General features: G+C 74.1%; 13 protein-coding genes. 9 read left to right on the top strand and 4 right to left on the bottom strand.

Annotated features, from left to right (window positions below; all coding sequences use genetic code 11):
* Positions 1-2: 2 nt before the first annotated feature.
* A complete protein-coding gene (locus tag ACFYNO_RS13595) occupies positions 3-2573 on the top strand; it encodes a carbohydrate-binding module family 20 domain-containing protein (RefSeq protein WP_388010375.1) in 2571 nt (856 codons plus the stop codon).
* 263 nt (positions 2574-2836) lie between these two features.
* Complete coding sequence (locus ACFYNO_RS13590) at positions 2837-3607, top strand: G1 family glutamic endopeptidase (RefSeq protein ID WP_388010372.1); 771 nt, start codon at positions 2837-2839, stop codon at positions 3605-3607.
* Positions 3608-3626: 19 nt separating this feature from the next.
* On the opposite strand, the gene ACFYNO_RS13585 is transcribed toward ACFYNO_RS13590, so the two are convergent.
* Positions 3627-5663 (bottom strand): AAA family ATPase, encoded by a 2037-nt coding sequence (locus ACFYNO_RS13585; protein ID WP_388010370.1) that lies wholly within the window; start codon positions 5661-5663, stop codon positions 3627-3629.
* 87 nt (positions 5664-5750) lie between these two features.
* Here ACFYNO_RS13585 and ACFYNO_RS13580 point away from each other — a divergent pair, with 87 nt between their 5' ends.
* The gene (locus ACFYNO_RS13580) at positions 5751-5996 is read left to right on the top strand and encodes a hypothetical protein (RefSeq protein WP_388010367.1); all 246 of its coding nucleotides are present in this window, start codon (positions 5751-5753) and stop codon (positions 5994-5996) included.
* On the opposite strand, the gene ACFYNO_RS13575 is transcribed toward ACFYNO_RS13580, so the two are convergent.
* A complete protein-coding gene (locus ACFYNO_RS13575; protein WP_388010364.1) occupies positions 5920-6687 on the bottom strand; it encodes a hypothetical protein in 768 nt (255 codons plus the stop codon). The two genes, ACFYNO_RS13580 and ACFYNO_RS13575, sit on opposite strands and share 77 nt — an antisense overlap.
* A 30-nt stretch (positions 6688-6717) precedes the next feature.
* On the bottom strand, positions 6718-7839 hold the full coding sequence (locus ACFYNO_RS13570) for a TIGR03364 family FAD-dependent oxidoreductase (RefSeq protein ID WP_388010361.1): 1122 nt from the start codon (positions 7837-7839) through the stop codon (positions 6718-6720).
* A gap of 247 nt (positions 7840-8086) precedes the next feature.
* On the opposite strand from ACFYNO_RS13570, the gene ACFYNO_RS13565 reads away from it, so the two are divergent.
* Entirely contained in the window at positions 8087-9508 is a 1422-nt protein-coding gene (locus tag ACFYNO_RS13565; RefSeq protein ID WP_388010358.1) for an APC family permease, read from the top strand.
* A gap of 7 nt (positions 9509-9515) precedes the next feature.
* Here ACFYNO_RS13565 and ACFYNO_RS13560 read toward each other — a convergent pair whose 3' ends face one another.
* Entirely contained in the window at positions 9516-10703 is a 1188-nt protein-coding gene (locus tag ACFYNO_RS13560; protein ID WP_388010355.1) for an ROK family protein, read from the bottom strand.
* 107 nt (positions 10704-10810) lie between these two features.
* Here ACFYNO_RS13560 and ACFYNO_RS13555 point away from each other — a divergent pair, with 107 nt between their 5' ends.
* The 5 genes from ACFYNO_RS13555 (at position 10811) to ACFYNO_RS13535 (ending at position 16975) form a co-directional block, all read left to right on the top strand.
* The gene (locus tag ACFYNO_RS13555; RefSeq protein WP_388010352.1) at positions 10811-11674 is read left to right on the top strand and encodes an AAA family ATPase; all 864 of its coding nucleotides are present in this window, start codon (positions 10811-10813) and stop codon (positions 11672-11674) included.
* The gene (locus tag ACFYNO_RS13550; RefSeq protein WP_388010349.1) at positions 11671-13023 is read left to right on the top strand and encodes a VWA domain-containing protein; all 1353 of its coding nucleotides are present in this window, start codon (positions 11671-11673) and stop codon (positions 13021-13023) included. The genes ACFYNO_RS13555 and ACFYNO_RS13550 overlap by 4 nt, the downstream gene beginning before the upstream one ends.
* A 145-nt stretch (positions 13024-13168) precedes the next feature.
* Positions 13169-13825 carry a GNAT family N-acetyltransferase gene (locus ACFYNO_RS13545; protein ID WP_388010346.1) on the top strand — a complete coding sequence of 219 codons (657 nt, stop codon included), beginning with the start codon at positions 13169-13171 and terminating at the stop codon, positions 13823-13825.
* 125 nt (positions 13826-13950) lie between these two features.
* Complete coding sequence (locus ACFYNO_RS13540; RefSeq protein ID WP_388010343.1) at positions 13951-15768, top strand: serine/threonine-protein kinase; 1818 nt, start codon at positions 13951-13953, stop codon at positions 15766-15768.
* Between the two features lie 19 nt (positions 15769-15787).
* Positions 15788-16975, top strand: a complete 1188-nt coding sequence (locus ACFYNO_RS13535; RefSeq protein WP_388010340.1) for a M20 family metallopeptidase — start codon at positions 15788-15790, stop codon at positions 16973-16975.
* Positions 16976-16997 lie beyond the last annotated feature (22 nt).

The following is a 16997-nucleotide window of genomic DNA, read 5'->3' as shown; positions in this document are numbered from 1 at the left end:
ACATGAGCATCCTCCGCAGACAACCCGGCGAGCGGCCGACCCGCCGGGCCTCGGCCGGCCTGGCCGCCGCCGGCACCCTGATCGCCGGCGTCGTCCTGCCGCTCTCGCTCCAGGGCACGGCGCACGCCAGCTCGCCCAACGGCGGCGACGTGGTCGCCAACCTCTTCGAGTGGAACTGGCCCTCGGTGGCCAACGAGTGCGGCACCGTCCTCGGGCCGAAGGGCTACGGCGCGGTGCAGGTCGCCCCGCCGCAGGACTCGATCCGGCTCAACCAGTCCAGCCACCCGTGGTGGGAGGTGTACCAGCCGGTGGCCTACGACCTGCACAGCCGGATGGGCACCCGGGAGCAGTTCGCCGCCATGGTGACCGCCTGCCACAACGCGGGCGTCAAGGTCTACGTGGACGCGGTGCTCAACCACACCGCTGGCACCAACCAGACCAGCGGCGACTCCTACGGCGGCGCCACCTTCAACGAGGGCGGCTACTCCTACTCCTCGGCCGGCTACACCTCGGCCGACTTCCACAGCTACCCCGGCAACTGCCCCAACTCCAACCTGGCGATCAACGACTGGAACAACCAGCAGCAGGTACAGGAGTGCGACCTGGTCTCGCTCTCCGACCTCTACACGGAGTCGGACCACGTCCGCTCGATCGAGGCCAACTACCTCAACGACCTGGAGAGCCTGGGCGTCGACGGCTTCCGGATGGACGCCGCCAAGCACATCAACCAGGCCGACATGGCGGCGATCCTGTCCAAGGTCAACAACACCCAGTGGGGCGGCCGCCCGTACGTCTTCCAGGAGGTCATGCCGGGCGGCAGCGGCAACCTGGCGATGTCGGCGTTCGAGGGCAACGGCAGCCTGATCGAGTTCAACTACGCCGACGACCTGAAGAACCAGTTCACCGGCAACATCGCCAACCTCAAGACCTTCGGCCAGAGCTGGGGCCTGGAGCCGAGCAACAAGGCGAACGTCATGGTGACCAACCACGACACCGAGCGCAACGGCTCCACCCTCAACTACAAGAACGGTGCCACCTACAACCTGGCCACCATCTTCGAACTGGCCTGGGGGTACGGCACCCCCGAGGTCTACTCCGGCTTCAACTTCGCCTCCTCGGACGACTCCCCGCCCTCCGACGGCAACGGCTACGTCACCAACACGGACTGCTCCAACGGCTGGACCTGCACCGACCGGACCCAGGGCGTGGCCAACATGGTCGGCTGGCACAACGCCGCCCAGGGCCAGTCGGTGGCCAACTGGTACGACGACGGCAGCAACCTGATCGCCTTCAGCCGCGGCAGCAAGGCCTGGGTGGCGATCAACAACGAGGGCTCGACGGCCACCCGGACCTACGCGACCGGGCTGCCCGCCGGCACCTACTGCGACGTGATCCACGGTGACTACTCGGCCGCGAGCGGCACCTGCTCCGGCCCGACCGTGGCCGTGGACGCCAGCGGCAACGCGACCGTCTCGGTGGCCGCCAAGGACGCCGTGGCGCTCTACGCGATCTCCTCGCCGAGCCCCAGCCCCAGCCCGAGCCCGAGCCCCAGCTCCAGCACCAGCCCGACGCCGACCCAGACCGCCACGGGCACCCCCACGCCCACCCCGACCCCGACGCAGACCTCCACCTCCACCTCCACCTCCACCTCCACCGCCACGTCGACCGGCACCCCGACCGCCGGCCAGGTGGCGGAGACCTTCACCGTGACCGGCGCGCCCACCAGCGCCCCGCTCTACCTGGTCGGCTCGGTCGCGGGCCTGGGCAACTGGGCCCCCACCGCGTCGATCCCGATGACCCAGTCGGGCTCGACCTGGACCACCACGGTCACCCTGCCGCAGTCCACCGCGATCCAGTACAAGTACGTCGAGCGGGACGCCAACGGCAACACCACCTGGGAGCCCGGCGCCAACCACTCCGCCACCACCGGCACCGGCAGCACGGCGGCGCTGAACGACGGCTACAACGGCTCCGGCAGCACCGTCTCGGAGACCTTCAACGAGAACGCCACCACCTGGTACGGCCAGAACGTCTACGTCACCGGCTCGATCGGCGCGCTGGGCAGCTGGAACACCGCCAACGCGGTGAAGCTCGCCTCCACCGCCTACCCGGTCTGGTCGGCCGCCGTGACCCTGCCGCCGAACACCGCCTTCGAGTACAAGTACTTCAAGAAGGACCCGGACGGCACCGTCGAGTGGGAGAGCGGTGCCAACCACACCGCGACCACCGGCAGTTCGGGCAGTGCCACGCTGACCGACAGCTGGAACACGGCGAGCACCGCCCCGGTCGGCGTGACCTTCGACGAGACCAGGACCACCGCGCCCGGGCAGAGCGTCTACCTGGTCGGCTCGATCGGCGCGCTCGGCTTCTGGGACCCGAACAGCGCCGTGCCGCTCTCCTCGGCCGGCTACCCGGTCTGGTCCGCCACGCTCAGCCTGCCGCCGAACACCCCGTTCCAGTACAAGTACCTGATCAAGGACTCGGCGGGGAACGTCACCTGGGAGAGCGGGACCAACCGCAGCTACACCACCGGCGCCTCCGGCGCGGTGACCCTGAACGACAGCTGGAAGTGACCCGCTCCGGCTGAGAGTGGCCACCGGATCGACCGGACGGGCGGCGGGGAGACGGACCCCGCCGCCCGTCCGGCTTTCCCAGCTCAGCGGGCGGCTCCTCCGGCATCGACTGGCATGTTCCCGCCATGTCGTGTTCCAGCAGGCAGCCAGGCCTTTCCCAGCGGCCTCACAGACTCCACGCTGGTCGGCAACCGCGGACCCGGGGCCTCCCACACTTCCCGGGCCATCCGCCAAACCCCCACAACTCCCAGGGAGTTCAGCAGATGTCCGTCAACCTCCTGCGGTCCACCGCCGCAGCCGCCGCGCTCGTCCTGGCCGTCTCCGCCGCCTCCGCCGCGGCCGCCACCCCGGCCGTCGCGGCCCCGGCCGGCCACGCCCACCGCTACGGCCCCGCCCACGCCCACGGCTCCCACTACGCCGGCGGCGCCTGGGGCGGCTACGTCGCCACCGGCGGCAACTTCACCTCCATCTCCGGCTCCTGGACCATGCCGCAGGTGACCTGCAACACCGGCAGCGACCTGTTCGCGCCCTGGGTCGGCATCGACGGCTACGGCTCCAGCACCGTCGAGCAGACCGGCGTCCAGGTGGACTGCTCCTCCGGCTCGCCGGTCTACTCGCCCTGGTACGAGATGTACCCGGCGGACCCGCAGTTCTGGAGCGACTCCGTCAACGCCGGTGACAGCTTCACGGGTTCGGTCACCACCGACGGCTCGGGCAGCTACACCCTGACCCTGACCGACAACACGGCGGGCTGGACCGAGACCACCCGGCAGTCGCTCGACGGCCAGAACGTCAGCGCGGAGGCGGTCATCGAGTCGCCGAGCCAGAGCTACCCGTCCTTCGACGAGCTGGACTTCTCCGACGTCACGGTCAACGGCCAGTCCTTCGACCAGTCCAACCCGCAGGCGATCGACAGCGGCCAGTACACCGAGACGGGGCTGCAGGGCGGCTCCTTCGCGATCGTGCCGTCCGGGGCCTCCTCCTTCGTCCACCCGCACGCCACCGCACAGCGTCCGGCCACCCCGCGGTACTGAACCGCTTCCTGACCGGCCGTCAGCGCACCGGGCGGAAGCTGGTCCAGCTGTGCACCACCGCCCGGCCGACGAACACCATGGAGTTCTCCGGCGCCACCCGCTCGGCCCTGGCCAGGTCCTGCCTGGCCTCGGCCGGGCGGCCCAACTCCAGGAGCGTGAGCGCCCGTTGCACCAGGGCACTGGACTCCTGCGGGGCCAGCTCGACCACCCGGCCGAGGTCCACCAGCGCCTCCGGCTTGCGGCCCATCCGGTCGAAGGCCACCGCCCGGCCGAACAGCGCCCGGGTGCTGGTCGGTTCGAGAGCCAGCGCGGCCGTCAGATCGGCCACCGCCTCGGCGAACCGGCGCTCCGCCAGGTGCTGGCGCCCGCGCAGGGTGTAGGCCAGCGCCCGCCCGGCCGAGTCGTAGCCGGCCCGGCTGATCAGCAGGCCCAGCACCCCCGGACCGGGCTCGGCCGCCGCGGCCCGCAGCCGGCGGCCCCAGCCGCGCAGCACCGAGTCCGCGCTGTCCTCCCCCGCCCGCACCACCATCCGCACCCAGCAGCGCAGTTCGCCGTCCCCGTGGTCGGCCGCCTCCAACGCGGTGCGCAGCACCCCGGCCAGCTCCGGGCGCGGGTCGGCGCAGAGCCGGTGGTAGGCCTCGCCGCGGCGCAGCTCGCGCCACTCGGCGTCGGTCCACCAGCCGGGCTCCCAGCAGCCGCCCTCCGGTCCGTGCCGCTGCTCCAGCTCGGCCCGCCGCTCCGCACTGGCGTCGGCCAGCCGGGTGTGCAGCTCCCACCAGCCGGCCGGGGAGGAGGAGCGGAGCAGGCCGAGCAGCACGCTGCGGGCCGGCTCCAGGTAGCGCCAGCGGGGGCCGCGCTCGGTGACCAGCGGCAGCGCGGTGAGCCAGTCGAACTGGGCGCGCTGCTGCTCGGGCTCCTCGCCGGTGAGCGCCCGCCAGGCGGTCCGGTCCAGCTCCAGCGGCAGCGCACAGGCCAGCAGCAGGGCTTGGCGGTCCGGGTCCCGCACGGCCCGCAGCAGCCGGCCGACGGCGGCGGCCACGGTGTCCCCGCCGTCCGGCTCCACGGCGGCGGCCCGGATCGCGAGGCCGGGTGTGTCGGGGGCCTCGGCCGGTTCGCCGGCGTCGTCCGCCGAGCCGTCCGGGTCCGCCGGGCCGGCCCCCGCTCCCCAGCGCCGCCCGCCGACCAGCACCAGTCCGCGCCCGCCGGGCCGGGGCGCGGGCACCGCCGGGGCCACCGGCGCGGCGGCCGCCGCCAGCACCGCGGCCAGCAGCGGCGACCCGGCGGCCAGCCGCACCGCCTCGTCCGCCTGCTCCCGGGCCGGCACCCCGCGCCCGGCCAGCAGCTGCCGCGCCTCCTGGTCGCTGAACGGCTGCAGCGGCAGCTCGCTGACCAGGTCCGAGCAGTCCCCCCAGCGCTCCTGGTCCAGCGGCTCCCGCCCGGCCAGCACCACCAGCACATTGCCCGGCAGCTCGCCGTGCCGCCCGGTGATCACCAGGTCGTACAGCCACTCGTCCAGCACCGGGCCGAGCACCTGGTAGTCGTCCAGCACCAGCAGCAGCCAGGGGCGGGCGGCCGCGGCCTCGGCGAGGTCGTGCAGGAAGACCGGGGTCAGCTCGGCCGGCCCGTTGCGGGCGGCGACGGTGCCGCCGCCCCGGGGGCCGGCCGTGAGGGCGGCGGCGGCCCGGGCCACCTCGCCGTCCAGGTCGTGCCGGCGCCGCAGGTAGCGGTCCAGCTCGCGGGCGAAGCCGGGCAGCGGGCAGCCCTGGGCGGCGAACTGCGCGGCGATCTCGCCCATCGCGGCCACCGGGTCGGAGAGCTCGCCGTCCAGCCGGGCGCCGGTCGCGCCCGCCGCCCGGGCGGCCGCCTCGAACTGCCGGGTCAGCGCGGTCTTGCCGAGCCCGCTGCCGCCGTGCAGCAGGAAGAGGAACTGCCCGGCCTCGGCGGGCGGCTGGCGCAGCGCGGCGCGGAACGCGTCCAGCTCCGCGCGCCGCCCGACGAACCCGCTGCGCCGCTGCCGGCGGATCAACTCCTGCCGCGTAGGGATGCGCCCCGCCACCCGTACTCCCCGCTCCAAGGGCCCCCCACGGACCGCCAGGTCCCCATCCTGCCCGACCGGAGGCCGCTCGTCGCTGTCACGGGGCGCGTGTTCCTTGCCGAATCGCGCAACTGCGTCGACCGTGCACTCCATCCGCCCCCGGTCTTCGTCCGCCCGGACCACACCCTGTGCCAGGTCGCCTACGTCTTCGCCGAACAGGGCGTCACCGAGGCGGCAGCACCGGCCCACCACCCCGCCGACCAGCCGGTCGGCGTGATCACCGTGCCCCACCTGCTGCACGCCCGCCGCCACGACCTGACGGAGGAGCACCACCGGGAACGGGTGCCGGGGTGAGCCGGGAGCGCTGCCAGAGCAGCCCCCGCGGTGTGGTCCCGCAGACGAAGCCCTCAAAGGCCGGGTGGAAGGCCAGCAGGACGCCCTGACCGTCGAAGACCAGCCTGATGAGCTCGGCCTCCCGGTCGGTCGAGACGTACCCCAGCGTCCTCGGCCGACCGGGCTCGGCGCCCCCGAACACCACCGAGGGCTCGCCGAAGCGGTCCACCATCTGATCGAGGGTCGGGTCGGTGGCGGGCTGCCAGCACGCCAGCTCGGCCGCGATCGCGGCGTGCTCCTCGGCGGTCAGCAGGCGGTCCGGCCGCAGCCAGCCACGCCGGTGGGCCTCCTCGCCGTACTGGGCGGCCAGCACATGGCCCTGGGCGTCGTCGAAGCCCCGCAGCTCGGCCTCGGCGTCGAACCGCTGCATCTCGTCCGGCAGCCACACCACCCCGCGCTCCCGCTGCTCCGCCCACGCCAACTCGTCCAGCAGCAGGGGCAACACCGCCGCCCCGCCGAAGTCGGCGGGGCGGCGGAGGGCGAGGTTGAGCTGCCTGACCAGCGGCTCCGGGGCCCGGCGGACGGCTGCATCCGCCACCGGGCCCACCTCTGCCGGTTCGGCCACGACCAGGGCGGCTGCATCCGCGAGCTGGCCTGCCGTCACCGGCGGGGTCGCCAACGCACCTTCGATCGACGAGACTTCAGGGCTCATCCCGTCATCCTAAGGTCGTCGGCCCGTCTTTCACCCGAGGATCCTCCCGACCACCTCCGCGCCCAGCCCGAGCGCGGTGGTCATGCCGACGCCCGAGGTCACCGAGACCACGTGCACGCCCTCGACCGGCGACTCGATCAGGAACGGCTCGGTGCCCGAGGCGTACACCCCGCGCCAGCGCTCCAGCACGGTCAGCCGCTCGACGCCCAGCAGGCCGGCGATCTCGCGCTGGACGTGGGCGTCCAGGTGCTCCTCGTCGAAGAACTCCGGGGTGGTGTCGTAGACATGGGTGTCGCCGATGGTCAGGGTGCCGTCGGGGCGCTGGGTGAACATCAGGTTCAGCCCGATGCCGATCAGCTCCGGGCGCTCCCGCTCCAGCCGCTCGCGCACGGCGGTGAGCGACGGGCAGGCGGCGAAGCCGTTGTAGCGCAGCAGTGAGAAGCCGGTCTGCACGGCGGGCTCGATCACCCGGTCGCCGTGCGGGTTGGCGACCCGCTGCATCCGCAGCACGCAGCGGCGCACCCGGCCCTGGGCGGCCAGCTCGGGGAAGTGCCGGTCCAGGTCGTGACCGGTGGCCAGCAGCACGGTGCCGGCGTGCACCTCGCCGCGGCTGGTGTCGACCAGGCCGGTCCCGATCCGGTGCGCGTTGGTGGCCCAGTGGAACCGCACGCCGCGGCCCGCGAGGTAGCGGGCGATCGCGGCGACCGCCTCGCGCTGGTCCACCCGCAGGTCCTCGGGGAGGAAGGCCCCGCCGATCGCGTCGGCGCCGACCGGCACCTTGGCGGCGGTCTCGGCGGCGCTGAGCAGCTGCACCTGGCCGGCGCCGCGCAGCGCGGCGAACTCGCCGAGCACGGCCAGCTCGTCCTCCGCCCGGGCGACCATCACGGTGCCGGTGCGGGCGGCCCAGAAGCCGGCCTCCCGGCTGAGCCGCAGCCAGCGCTCGCGGGCGGCGAGTCCGTAGCGCAGGCCGTCCCCGTCGAGACCGGTGGCGCAGGCGTGGCCGAAGTTGCGCACCGAGGCGCCGACGGCGCGGTCGTTGCGCTCGACCACCACGACGCTCAGGCCGCGCTCCACCGCCTCGAAGGCGTGTGCGAGGCCGACTATCCCAGCCCCGACGACGACCAGGTCGGCCGAGTCCAGCGTGCTGCTCACGTTTCTCCCAAACCCTCAGTTGTATGAACAACTTTGTCAGAGGAAACATAGGACCGTCCAACGGGCCGACCGAGGGACGGCCGGTGAACTTCCCGTGAACTGACCCCGACATTCCGGTGGGGCGCCCGCGCGGCCCGCAGCGACGAAACCGAAGCCTGCCTGGTCCAGGGTATTGACGGGGCAAGTTAGGAAACCTAACTTATTGACACCTCGCCCCCACCCCTCCCCCGCCCCAGTGGAGTTGCCCATGTCCGTGGCAGACGGCACCGCGCTCACCCGAAGGATCGGCCTCTTCCAGGCCACCGCGATCAACATGAGCCAGATGTGCGGCATCGGGCCCTTCGTCACCATTCCGCTGATGGTCGCCGCCTTCGGCGGCCCGCAGGCGGTGATCGGCTGGATCGCCGGCGCCGTGCTCGCCCTGGTCGACGGCCTGGTCTGGGCCGAACTGGGCGCCTCGCTCCCCGGCTCCGGCGGCTCCTACGTCTACCTGCGCGAGGCGTTCCAGTACCGCACCGGCCGGCTGATGCCGTTCCTCTTCGTCTGGACGGCGATGCTCTTCATCCCGCTGATCATGTCCACCGGCGTGGTCGGCTTCGTCCAGTACCTGGCCTACCTCTGGCCGGGCATGTCCAAGCCCGACGGCGACCTGGTCGGCCTCGCCCTGATCGCGCTCGTGGTGCTGCTGCTCTGGCAGCAGGTGGACCGGATCGCCCGGCTGGCCACCGCGATGTGGGGCGTGATGATCACCGCCGTGCTGGCCGTGCTGGTCGCCTCCTACACCCACTTCTCCGCCCACCGCGCCTTCACCTGGCCCGCCCACGCGGTGCAGCTGACCCACGGGCAGTTCTGGCTCGGCTTCGCCGCCGGCCTGACCATCGGCATCTACGACTACCTCGGCTACAACACCGCCGCCTACCTGGGCGCCGAGGTGCGGCAGCCGGGCCGGGTGCTGCCGCGCTCCATCATCTACTCGGTCCTCGGCATCATGGTGATCTACCTGCTGCTGCAGATCGGCGTGCTGGGCGCGCTGGACTGGCACCGGATGCTGGACAAGACCGACGTCGCCAACCAGTCGGTCGCCTCCGCGGTGCTGCAGGCCGCCTGGGGCAAGGGCTGGGCCAAGGCGATCACCACGCTGATCCTGGTCACCGCCTTCGCCTCCGTCCTCACCGGCCTGCTCGGCGGCTCCCGGGTGCCCTACGACGCGGCCCGCGACCGGGTGTTCTTCCGCTCCTACGCCAAGCTGCACCGCACCCGCGGCTTCCCGGTGCTCGGCCTGCTCACCATGGGGGTGGTGACCGCCGGCGGCTTCCTGATCGGCCGGCACACCGATCTGAACACCCTGATCAACCTGCTGACCACAGTGATGGTGATCGTCCAGGCCTTCGCGCAGATCCTCGCCGTCACGGTGCTGCGCCGCCGCCAGCCCAACCTGCCACGGCCGTACCGGATGTGGCTCTACCCGGCACCGAGCGTGCTGGCCGCGGTCGGCTGGCTGGTGGTCTACGGCTACGCCGACCGCAACGCCCCCGGCTACCACCCGATCGAATGGTCGCTGGCCTGGGTGGCGGTGGGCGTCCTGGCCTTCGTGCTCTGGTCCAAGGTCGAGAAGGTCTGGCCGTTCGCGCCCAAGGAGATCACCGAGGAGTACCTGACTGCGAGCTGACGAGCCCTCAGCCGACCGCCGCGGTACGGGACTCGAAGACCTCCGGCCGCGCGATCCCGAGCGCCGTCGCCAACGCCCCGCGCAGCACCGCCTCGTCGCCCAGCAGACTCCCGGCCAGCCGGGGCCGCAGCGGGCTGAGGCGGTGCAGCGCCTGCTCCACCGGCTCCAGCAGCAGGTCCGCGCCGTTGCCCAGGCCGCCGCCCAGCACCACCAGGTCCGGATCCAGCACGGCGGCCACCACCGCCACCGAGTAGGCCAGTTGCTCCGCCTCGCGGAGCACCGCGGCGCCCGCCCGCGGATCACCCGCCCGCGCCGCGGCGAAGACCCGCTTGGCGGTCAGCGGGCCGGTCATGCCCTCCTCCCGGGCGCTGCGCACCACCGAGTCGGCGGCCGCCACCTGCTCCAGGTTCTCCCTGCTGCCGGGCAGCGGCAGGAAGCCGATCTCGCCAGCCGCCCCGTGCGCCCCGGTCTGCACCTCGCCGCCGACCACCACGCCCATGCCCAGGCCCGAGCCGGCCAGCAGGTAGACGAAGACCCGGCTGCCCGCGCCCGCCCCGCCCGCGTACTCGCCCAGCGCCGCCAGGTTGGCGTCGTTGTGCACGCTGATCCGGGTGCCGAGCCCGGCCTCGATCCGCTCGAACAGGCCGCGCCGGCCCCAGCCGGGCAGCTTGGTGGCGTAGTGCACCCGCTGCTGGCTCTCGTCCCAGACGCCGGGCGAGCCGACCGCCGCGTGCACCAGGTCGCGCTGCACCACGCCCGCCTCGGCGATCGCCTCGTGCGCGGCGGCCACCACCGCGTCGGCCACGGCGTTGGCGCTGCGGCCGCGGTTGGGCACGTCCCGGCGGGCGGTGATCCGGCCGGAGAGGTCGGCCACCGCCACCCGCAGCCGGGCCCGCCCGATGTCCACCCCGAGCACGTGGCCGGCCGTCGGGTCCGGCTCGTAGAGCACCGCGACCCGGCCGCGTTCCGGCGCCAGCAGCCCGGCCTCCCGGACCAGCCCCGCCTGCTCCAGCACGGCCAGCGCGGCCGACACGGTGGGCTTGGACAGGCCGGTGTCACGGGCGAGTTGGGCCCGCGAGACCGGGCCGTCGGTGCGCAGCCGCTCCAGCAGCAGCCACTCGTTGTTGCTGCGCAGCCGCTGCCGGTTCCACGGCTGGACAGAGGCCGGTGCGCCCTCCCGACCGGAAAGCGTCACCGGGCGGGCGTCCATCCGTAACCTCCATGCATCCGAGCTGCCGGGCCCCACTCTATGCAAGCGATCGCTAAGGTGGGGCGACGGATCGGGACAGGGGGGTCGGCGACATGACGACAGGGTTCTTCAGCTCGGTGGACGAGGTCGCCGCGCGGCTCGCGGAGGCCGGCTACCTGGCCTCCACCGCCGTCGCCACCACCGTCTTCCTCGCCGACCGGCTGGGCAAGCCGCTGCTGGTCGAGGGCCCGGCCGGGGTCGGCAAGACCGAACTCGCCAAGGCGGTGGCCGCGGTGGCCGGCGCCCGGCTGATCCGGCTGCAGTGCTACGAGGGCGTGGACGAGGCCCGGGCGCTCTACGAGTGGAACCACGCCAAGCAGCTGCTGCGGATCACCGCGGGCCGCGAGGAGAGCTGGGAGCAGGCCCGCACCGACATCTTCAGCGAGGAGTTCCTGCTCCCCCGCCCGCTGCTCACCGCGATCCGCGGCAGCGAGCCGACGGTGCTGCTGATCGACGAGACCGACAAGGCCGACGTCGAGGTGGAGGGCCTGCTGCTGGAGGTGCTCAGCGACTTCCAGGTGACGGTGCCGGAGCTGGGCACCATCACCGCCGAGCGCCGCCCCTTCGTGGTGCTCACCTCCAACGCCACCCGGGAGCTCTCCGAGGCCCTGCGCCGCCGCTGCCTCTTCCTCCACCTGGACTTCCCGGACCAGGAGTTGGAGCAGCGAATCGTCAGCCTGCGGGTGCCGGGGCTGGACGCGGCGCTGGCCGGGTCGGTGGTGAAGGTGGTGACGGCGCTGCGGGCGATGGAGCTGCGCAAGGCGCCCTCGGTGGCCGAGACCATCGACTGGGCCCGCACCCTGCTCGCGCTCGGCGCCGGCGCCCTGGACGACGCGCTGGTCCGCGACACCCTGGGCGTGCTGCTCAAGCACCAGGAGGACATCGTCCGCGCCGCCGGGAAGCTGACGCTCAGTTGATCGCCGCCCGGCTGACCTCCTTCGTCCAGGCGCTGCGCGCGAACGGCCTGCGGGTCGGCCCGAGCGAGACGGTGGACGCGGCGGCCGTGATCGAGGTGCTGGGCCTGGCCCACCGGGAGCGGCTGCGCGAGGGGCTGGCGGCGGCGCTGCTGCGCGGCGAGCGCCAGCGGGCGGTCTTCGACGCCACCTTCGACCTCTACTTCCCGCTCCGGGTCGGCGAGCCCCTGCCGGCCGCCGCCGAGGAGACCACCGCCGAGCAGCTGCGCGAGCGGCTGGCCGCCGCGCTGGCCGCGGGCGACGGGGCCGCGATGGGGCAGCTGGCCGCCGAGGCGGTGCAGGCGCTCGGCCGGTTCGGCTCCGCCCCGGGCTCGGACGGCTACTCGGCCGCCCAGACCCTGGACCGGCTGCGCCCGGAGATCCTGCTGGCCCGGGTGCTGGCCGCACTGCGCTCCGGCCAGGCCGCGCCCGACTTCACCGACCGGCTGACGGCCGACGAGATCCGCCGCCGGATCCAGGACTTCCGCGGGCAGGTCGGCACCGAGGCCCGCCGCCGGGTCGCCGAACTGCGCGGCACCGACCGGATCGCCCGCCGCGCCGTGGCACCCACGGTCGACCAGATCGACTTCCTCTACGCGGGCCGGGACCAGCTGGCCGAACTGCGCCGCGCCGTCGGCCCGCTCTCCCGCAAGCTCGCCACCCGGCTCGCGGCCCGCCGCCGCCGGGCCTCGCACGGCGAGATCGACCTGCGCCGCACCCTGCGCCGCTCGCTCTCCACCGGCGGGGTGCCGCTGCGCCCGGCCTACCGGCACCGCCGACCCCAGCGGCCCGAACTGGTGCTGCTCTGCGACGTCTCCGGCTCGGTGGCCGGGTTCGCCGACTTCACCATGCTGCTGGTGCAGGCGCTGCGGGCGGAGTTCAGCCGGGTCCGGGTGTTCGGTTTCGTCAACCGGATGGCGGAGGTGACCGAGCTGGTCGGCCCGGACTCCAGCTCCACCGCCTCCACCGCCGAGCGGATCCTGACCGGCGCGCGGGTGATGGGCTACCACGGCAACTCCGACTACGGCACGGCCCTGGGCGAGTTCGCCGAGCGCCACCTGGCGGCGGTCGGGCCGCGCACCACGGTGCTGGTGCTGGGCGACGCGCGGACCAACTACCGCGACCCCAACCTGGCGGCGCTGCGCGCCATCGCGCTGCGCGCCCGCCGCACCTTCTGGCTCAACCCGGAGCCCTCGAACCTCTGGACCACCGGCGACTCGGCGGCCCTGCGCTACGCCTCGGTGGTCGAGATGCACCCCTGCCGCAACGCCCGCCAGCTCGGCACCCTGATCGAGCGGCTGCTCCCGGTATGAGCGGGCGGTTCCCGATGCCGGTCAGCATCGTGCTGATCCGCCACCGCGGCGAGTGGCGGCAGCACCGCCCGCGACCGGCGGCCCCCCTGGGCGCCGCGCGGTAAATCCGGTGCCGGCCCCCGCCTCGACCAGCCAGAATGCCGGGATGCTGAGCGACCACTGGCCCCTGCTGGGCCTGCGCCTGACCACGCCCCGGCTCGAACTGCGGCTGCCCGACGACCGGGAGCTGGCCGCGCTGGCCGATCTGGCCGCCGAGGGCATCCACCCGCCCGAGCGGACGCCCTTCATCAACACCTGGACCGACCTGCCGCCGGCCGAGCGGGCCCGCTCGGTGGTGCAGTACCACTGGCTGCGGCGGGGCAACTGGACGCCGCGGGACTGGAGCCTCAACCTGACCGTCCTGCGGGACGGCGAGGTGCTGGGCCTGCAGTCCGTCTGGGGCAAGGAGTTCGCCGTCACCCGCGAGGTGGCCACCGGCTCCTGGCTGGGAATGCGGCACCAGGGTCAGGGCGTCGGCACCGAGATGCGGGCCGCCGTGCTGCACCTGGCCTTCGCCGGGCTGGGCGCGCTGGAGGCGGGCTCCGGCTTCCTGCCGGGCAACGAGGCCTCGCACACCGTCTCCCGGCGGCTCGGCTACCGGCAGGAGGGCGCCGACACCCACGTGGTGCGCGGCGAGCGGGTCACCGTACCCCGGCTGCGGCTGGACCGGGCGGCCTGGGAGCGGCACCGCACGGTGCCGGTGGAGATCCACGGCCTGGCCCCCTGTCTCCCGCTCTTCGGCCTCCCCGGGCGGTCCGGCTGACGTAGCATCAGCCTTCGTCACGTCACTGTTTTGCCACGACAGCTGTCGGTCCCGATCTGCCTCTTCACCTCCGCTGCAGGACCGGTACCTTCATCCCTGTCACCGAAACGGCGAGGGGTGGGGGCATGGAGGCACTGGGTCCGGAGGACCCCCGGCAGGTCGGCGAGTACCGGCTGCTGCGGCGGCTCGGCGCGGGCGGCATGGGGCGGGTCTACCTGGGGCGGACGGCCGGCGGCCGGACCGTCGCGGTCAAGGTGGTGCACGGCGAGTTCACGCACGACGACGAGTTCCGCCACCGGTTCCGCCAGGAGGTGCAGGCCGCCCGCACGGTCGGCGGCCGCTGGACCGCGCCGGTGCTGGACGCCGACACCGAGGGCCCGCTGCCCTGGGTGGCCACCGGTTACGTGGCCGGCCCCTCGCTGGGCCAGGCCGTGCGCGAGTTCGGCGCGCTGAACGGCGCGGCGGTGCGCACCCTGGGCGTCGGCCTGGCCGACGCGCTGGGCGCGGTGCACGGGCTCGGCCTGGTGCACCGGGACGTCAAGCCGTCCAACGTGATGCTGGCGCTGGACGGGCCGCGGCTGATCGACTTCGGCATCTCCCGGGCGCTGGACACCACCAGTCGGCTCACCCAGTCCGGCTTCGTGGTCGGCTCGCCCGGCTTCATGTCGCCCGAGCAGGCGCTGGGCGCGCCCGCCGGACCGCCCAGCGACATCTTCTCGCTCGGCGCGGTGCTGGCCTTCGCCGCCACCGCGATCGCGCCGTTCGGCGAGGGGCTGAGCGCGGCGGTGCTGCTCTACCGGGTGCTGCACGAGGAGCCCGACCTGGGCGCGCTGGACGGCGAGCTGCGCCGGGTGATCCTGGACTGCCTGGCCAAGGAGCCGGAGCGCCGGCCCACCCCGGCCGAGCTGCGGCAGCGGCTGGACAGCGGCCCGCCCGGCACCATGATGCTCGGTCAGGTCGGCTGGCTGCCGCCGCTGCTGGCCGAGTCGATGGGCCGGCTGGCGGCGCAGCTGCTGGAGCTGGACATCGACGCGCCCACCGCGCCGCTGCCCGCGGCGGAGCCGCCCGCCCCCGCGCCCACGCCCGCCCCGGAACCCGCCACCCCGCCCGCGCAGTTCGGCCCGCCGACCCCGTACCCGCCGCGCCCCTCGCCGTACAGCCCGCTGCCGCCGGCCCAGGGCACGCCGTACCCGCCGGCGCCCGGCCCGTTCCAGTCCGTTCCGTTCCAGTCGTCCACCCCGCCGCAGCCCCAGCAGCCCCCGCAGCTGCCCTACGGCTACCCGGCCAACGCCTACCAGCAGCCCGGCCACTCCGGCGGCCACCCGGTGCCGTACCAGCTGGGCCCGGCGCCGGTCACCACCACCTCCTCGCCCGGCGGCCGCGGCACCAAGTACCTGCTGGTCGCGCTCGGCACCGCCGTGGTGCTGGGCGCCACCGCCGCGCTCACCTACTATCTGACGGGCGGTCACTCCTCGGCGCAGTCCGACCCCCCGCCCTCGCCGACCGTGCACAGCGAGCCGCCGCCTTCCCCGACGCCCTCCCCGACGCCCTCCCCGACCCCGACGCCGACCCCGACGCCGACCCCGGACGGCGCGATAGCCACCGACTTCCTGGGCAACTGGTCCGGCAGCGTGACCTTCACCCAGGGCGGCAAGACCATCCCGACGGTCTACCAGATCTCCCTGGTGCAGGGCTCGGTGGGTGAGACGGTGGGCCAGTCCAGCACCAGCTACCCCACCCTCAACACCATCTGCAACGGCGCCGACACCCTGCTCGCGGCCAACGCGACCAAGGTGATGATCTCCGAGAAGGGCACCACCGGCACCTCGTCCTGCCGCAGCGACGCCCCGGCCGATCAGCTGACGCTCTCCCTCAACGGCGACGGCACCCTGGAGATCATCCAGGACGGCTTCGCCCCCGCCACCCTGACCCGCCGACAGTAGGAACAGTAGAAGGAGCCCCATGGACCTGCGGGAGAGCGCCGCCGCCCTGCAGCCCGACCTCGTCGCGCTGCGCAACCGCCTGCACGCCGTGCCCGAGCTGGGCCTGCGGCTGCCGCGCACCCAGCGGCTGGTGCTGGAGGCGCTGGCCGGCCTGCCGCTGGAGATCAGCACCGGCACGGCGCTGGACTCGGTCACCGCCGTGCTGCGCGGCGCGGGCGACGGGCCGACCGTGCTGCTGCGCGGCGACATGGACGGCCTGCCGGTGCCGGAGCGCCCGCTGCCGGGCGGCCCGGCCTCCGAGCTGGCCGGGCGGATGCACGCCTGCGGCCACGACCTGCACACCGCGATCCTGGTCGGCGCCGCCCGGCTGCTCTGCGAGCGCCGGGCCGACCTGCGCGGCGACGTGGTGCTGATGTTCCAGCCCGGCGAGGAGGACCCGGGCGGGGCCGCGCCGATGATCGAGGAGGGCGTGCTGACGGCGGCCGGCGCCGACCGCCCGGTGGCCGCCGCCTACGCGCTGCACGTCTCGGCCGGACTGCTGGAGAGCGGCGTCTTCGCGGTCCGGCCCGGGGCGATGATGGCCGCCGCCGACCAGCTGCGGGTGGTGGTGTGCGGGCGCGGCGGCCACGGCTCGGCCCCGCACGCCGCGCTGGACCCGGTGCCCGCCGCCTGCGAGATGGTCACCGCGCTGCAGACGGCGGTGACCAGGAGCTTCTGGATCTTCGACCCGGTGGTGGTCACCGTCGGCACCTTCCACGCCGGGGAGGTGCCCAATGTGATCCCCGAGGAGGCCCGGTTCACCGCGACCGTGCGCAGCTTCTCCGGCGAGGCCCGGGACCGCGCCGAGGAGGTGCTGCCCCGGGTGGTCCGGGGCATCGCCGAGGCGCACGGGCTGACCGTCGACGTCGAGTACCACCGCGGCTACCCGGTGACGGCCAACCACCCCGAGCACGCCGCGCTGGTGGCCGACACGGCGCGCGCCCTCTTCGGCCCGGACCGGATCACCGCGCTGGCCCAGCCGCTGGCGGGGGCGGAGGACTTCTCCTACGTGCTGGAGCGGGTGCCCGGCGCCTACTTCTTCCTCGGCGCCCTGCACCCGGACCGCCGACTGCCGGACGCGGCCTACAACCACTCGCCCGACGCGGTCTTCGACGACGCGGTGCTCGCCGACGGCGCCGCGATGCTGGCCGCGCTGGCGCTGGGCTGAGCCCGCGCGGCCCCCCCACCAG

The sequence above is a fragment of the Kitasatospora sp. NPDC006697 genome, assembly GCF_042869935.1.
Classification (GTDB): domain Bacteria; phylum Actinomycetota; class Actinomycetes; order Streptomycetales; family Streptomycetaceae; genus Kitasatospora.
The sequence above is the reverse complement of the archived record's forward strand: the minus strand, read 5'-3'. Positions and strand labels throughout refer to the sequence as shown.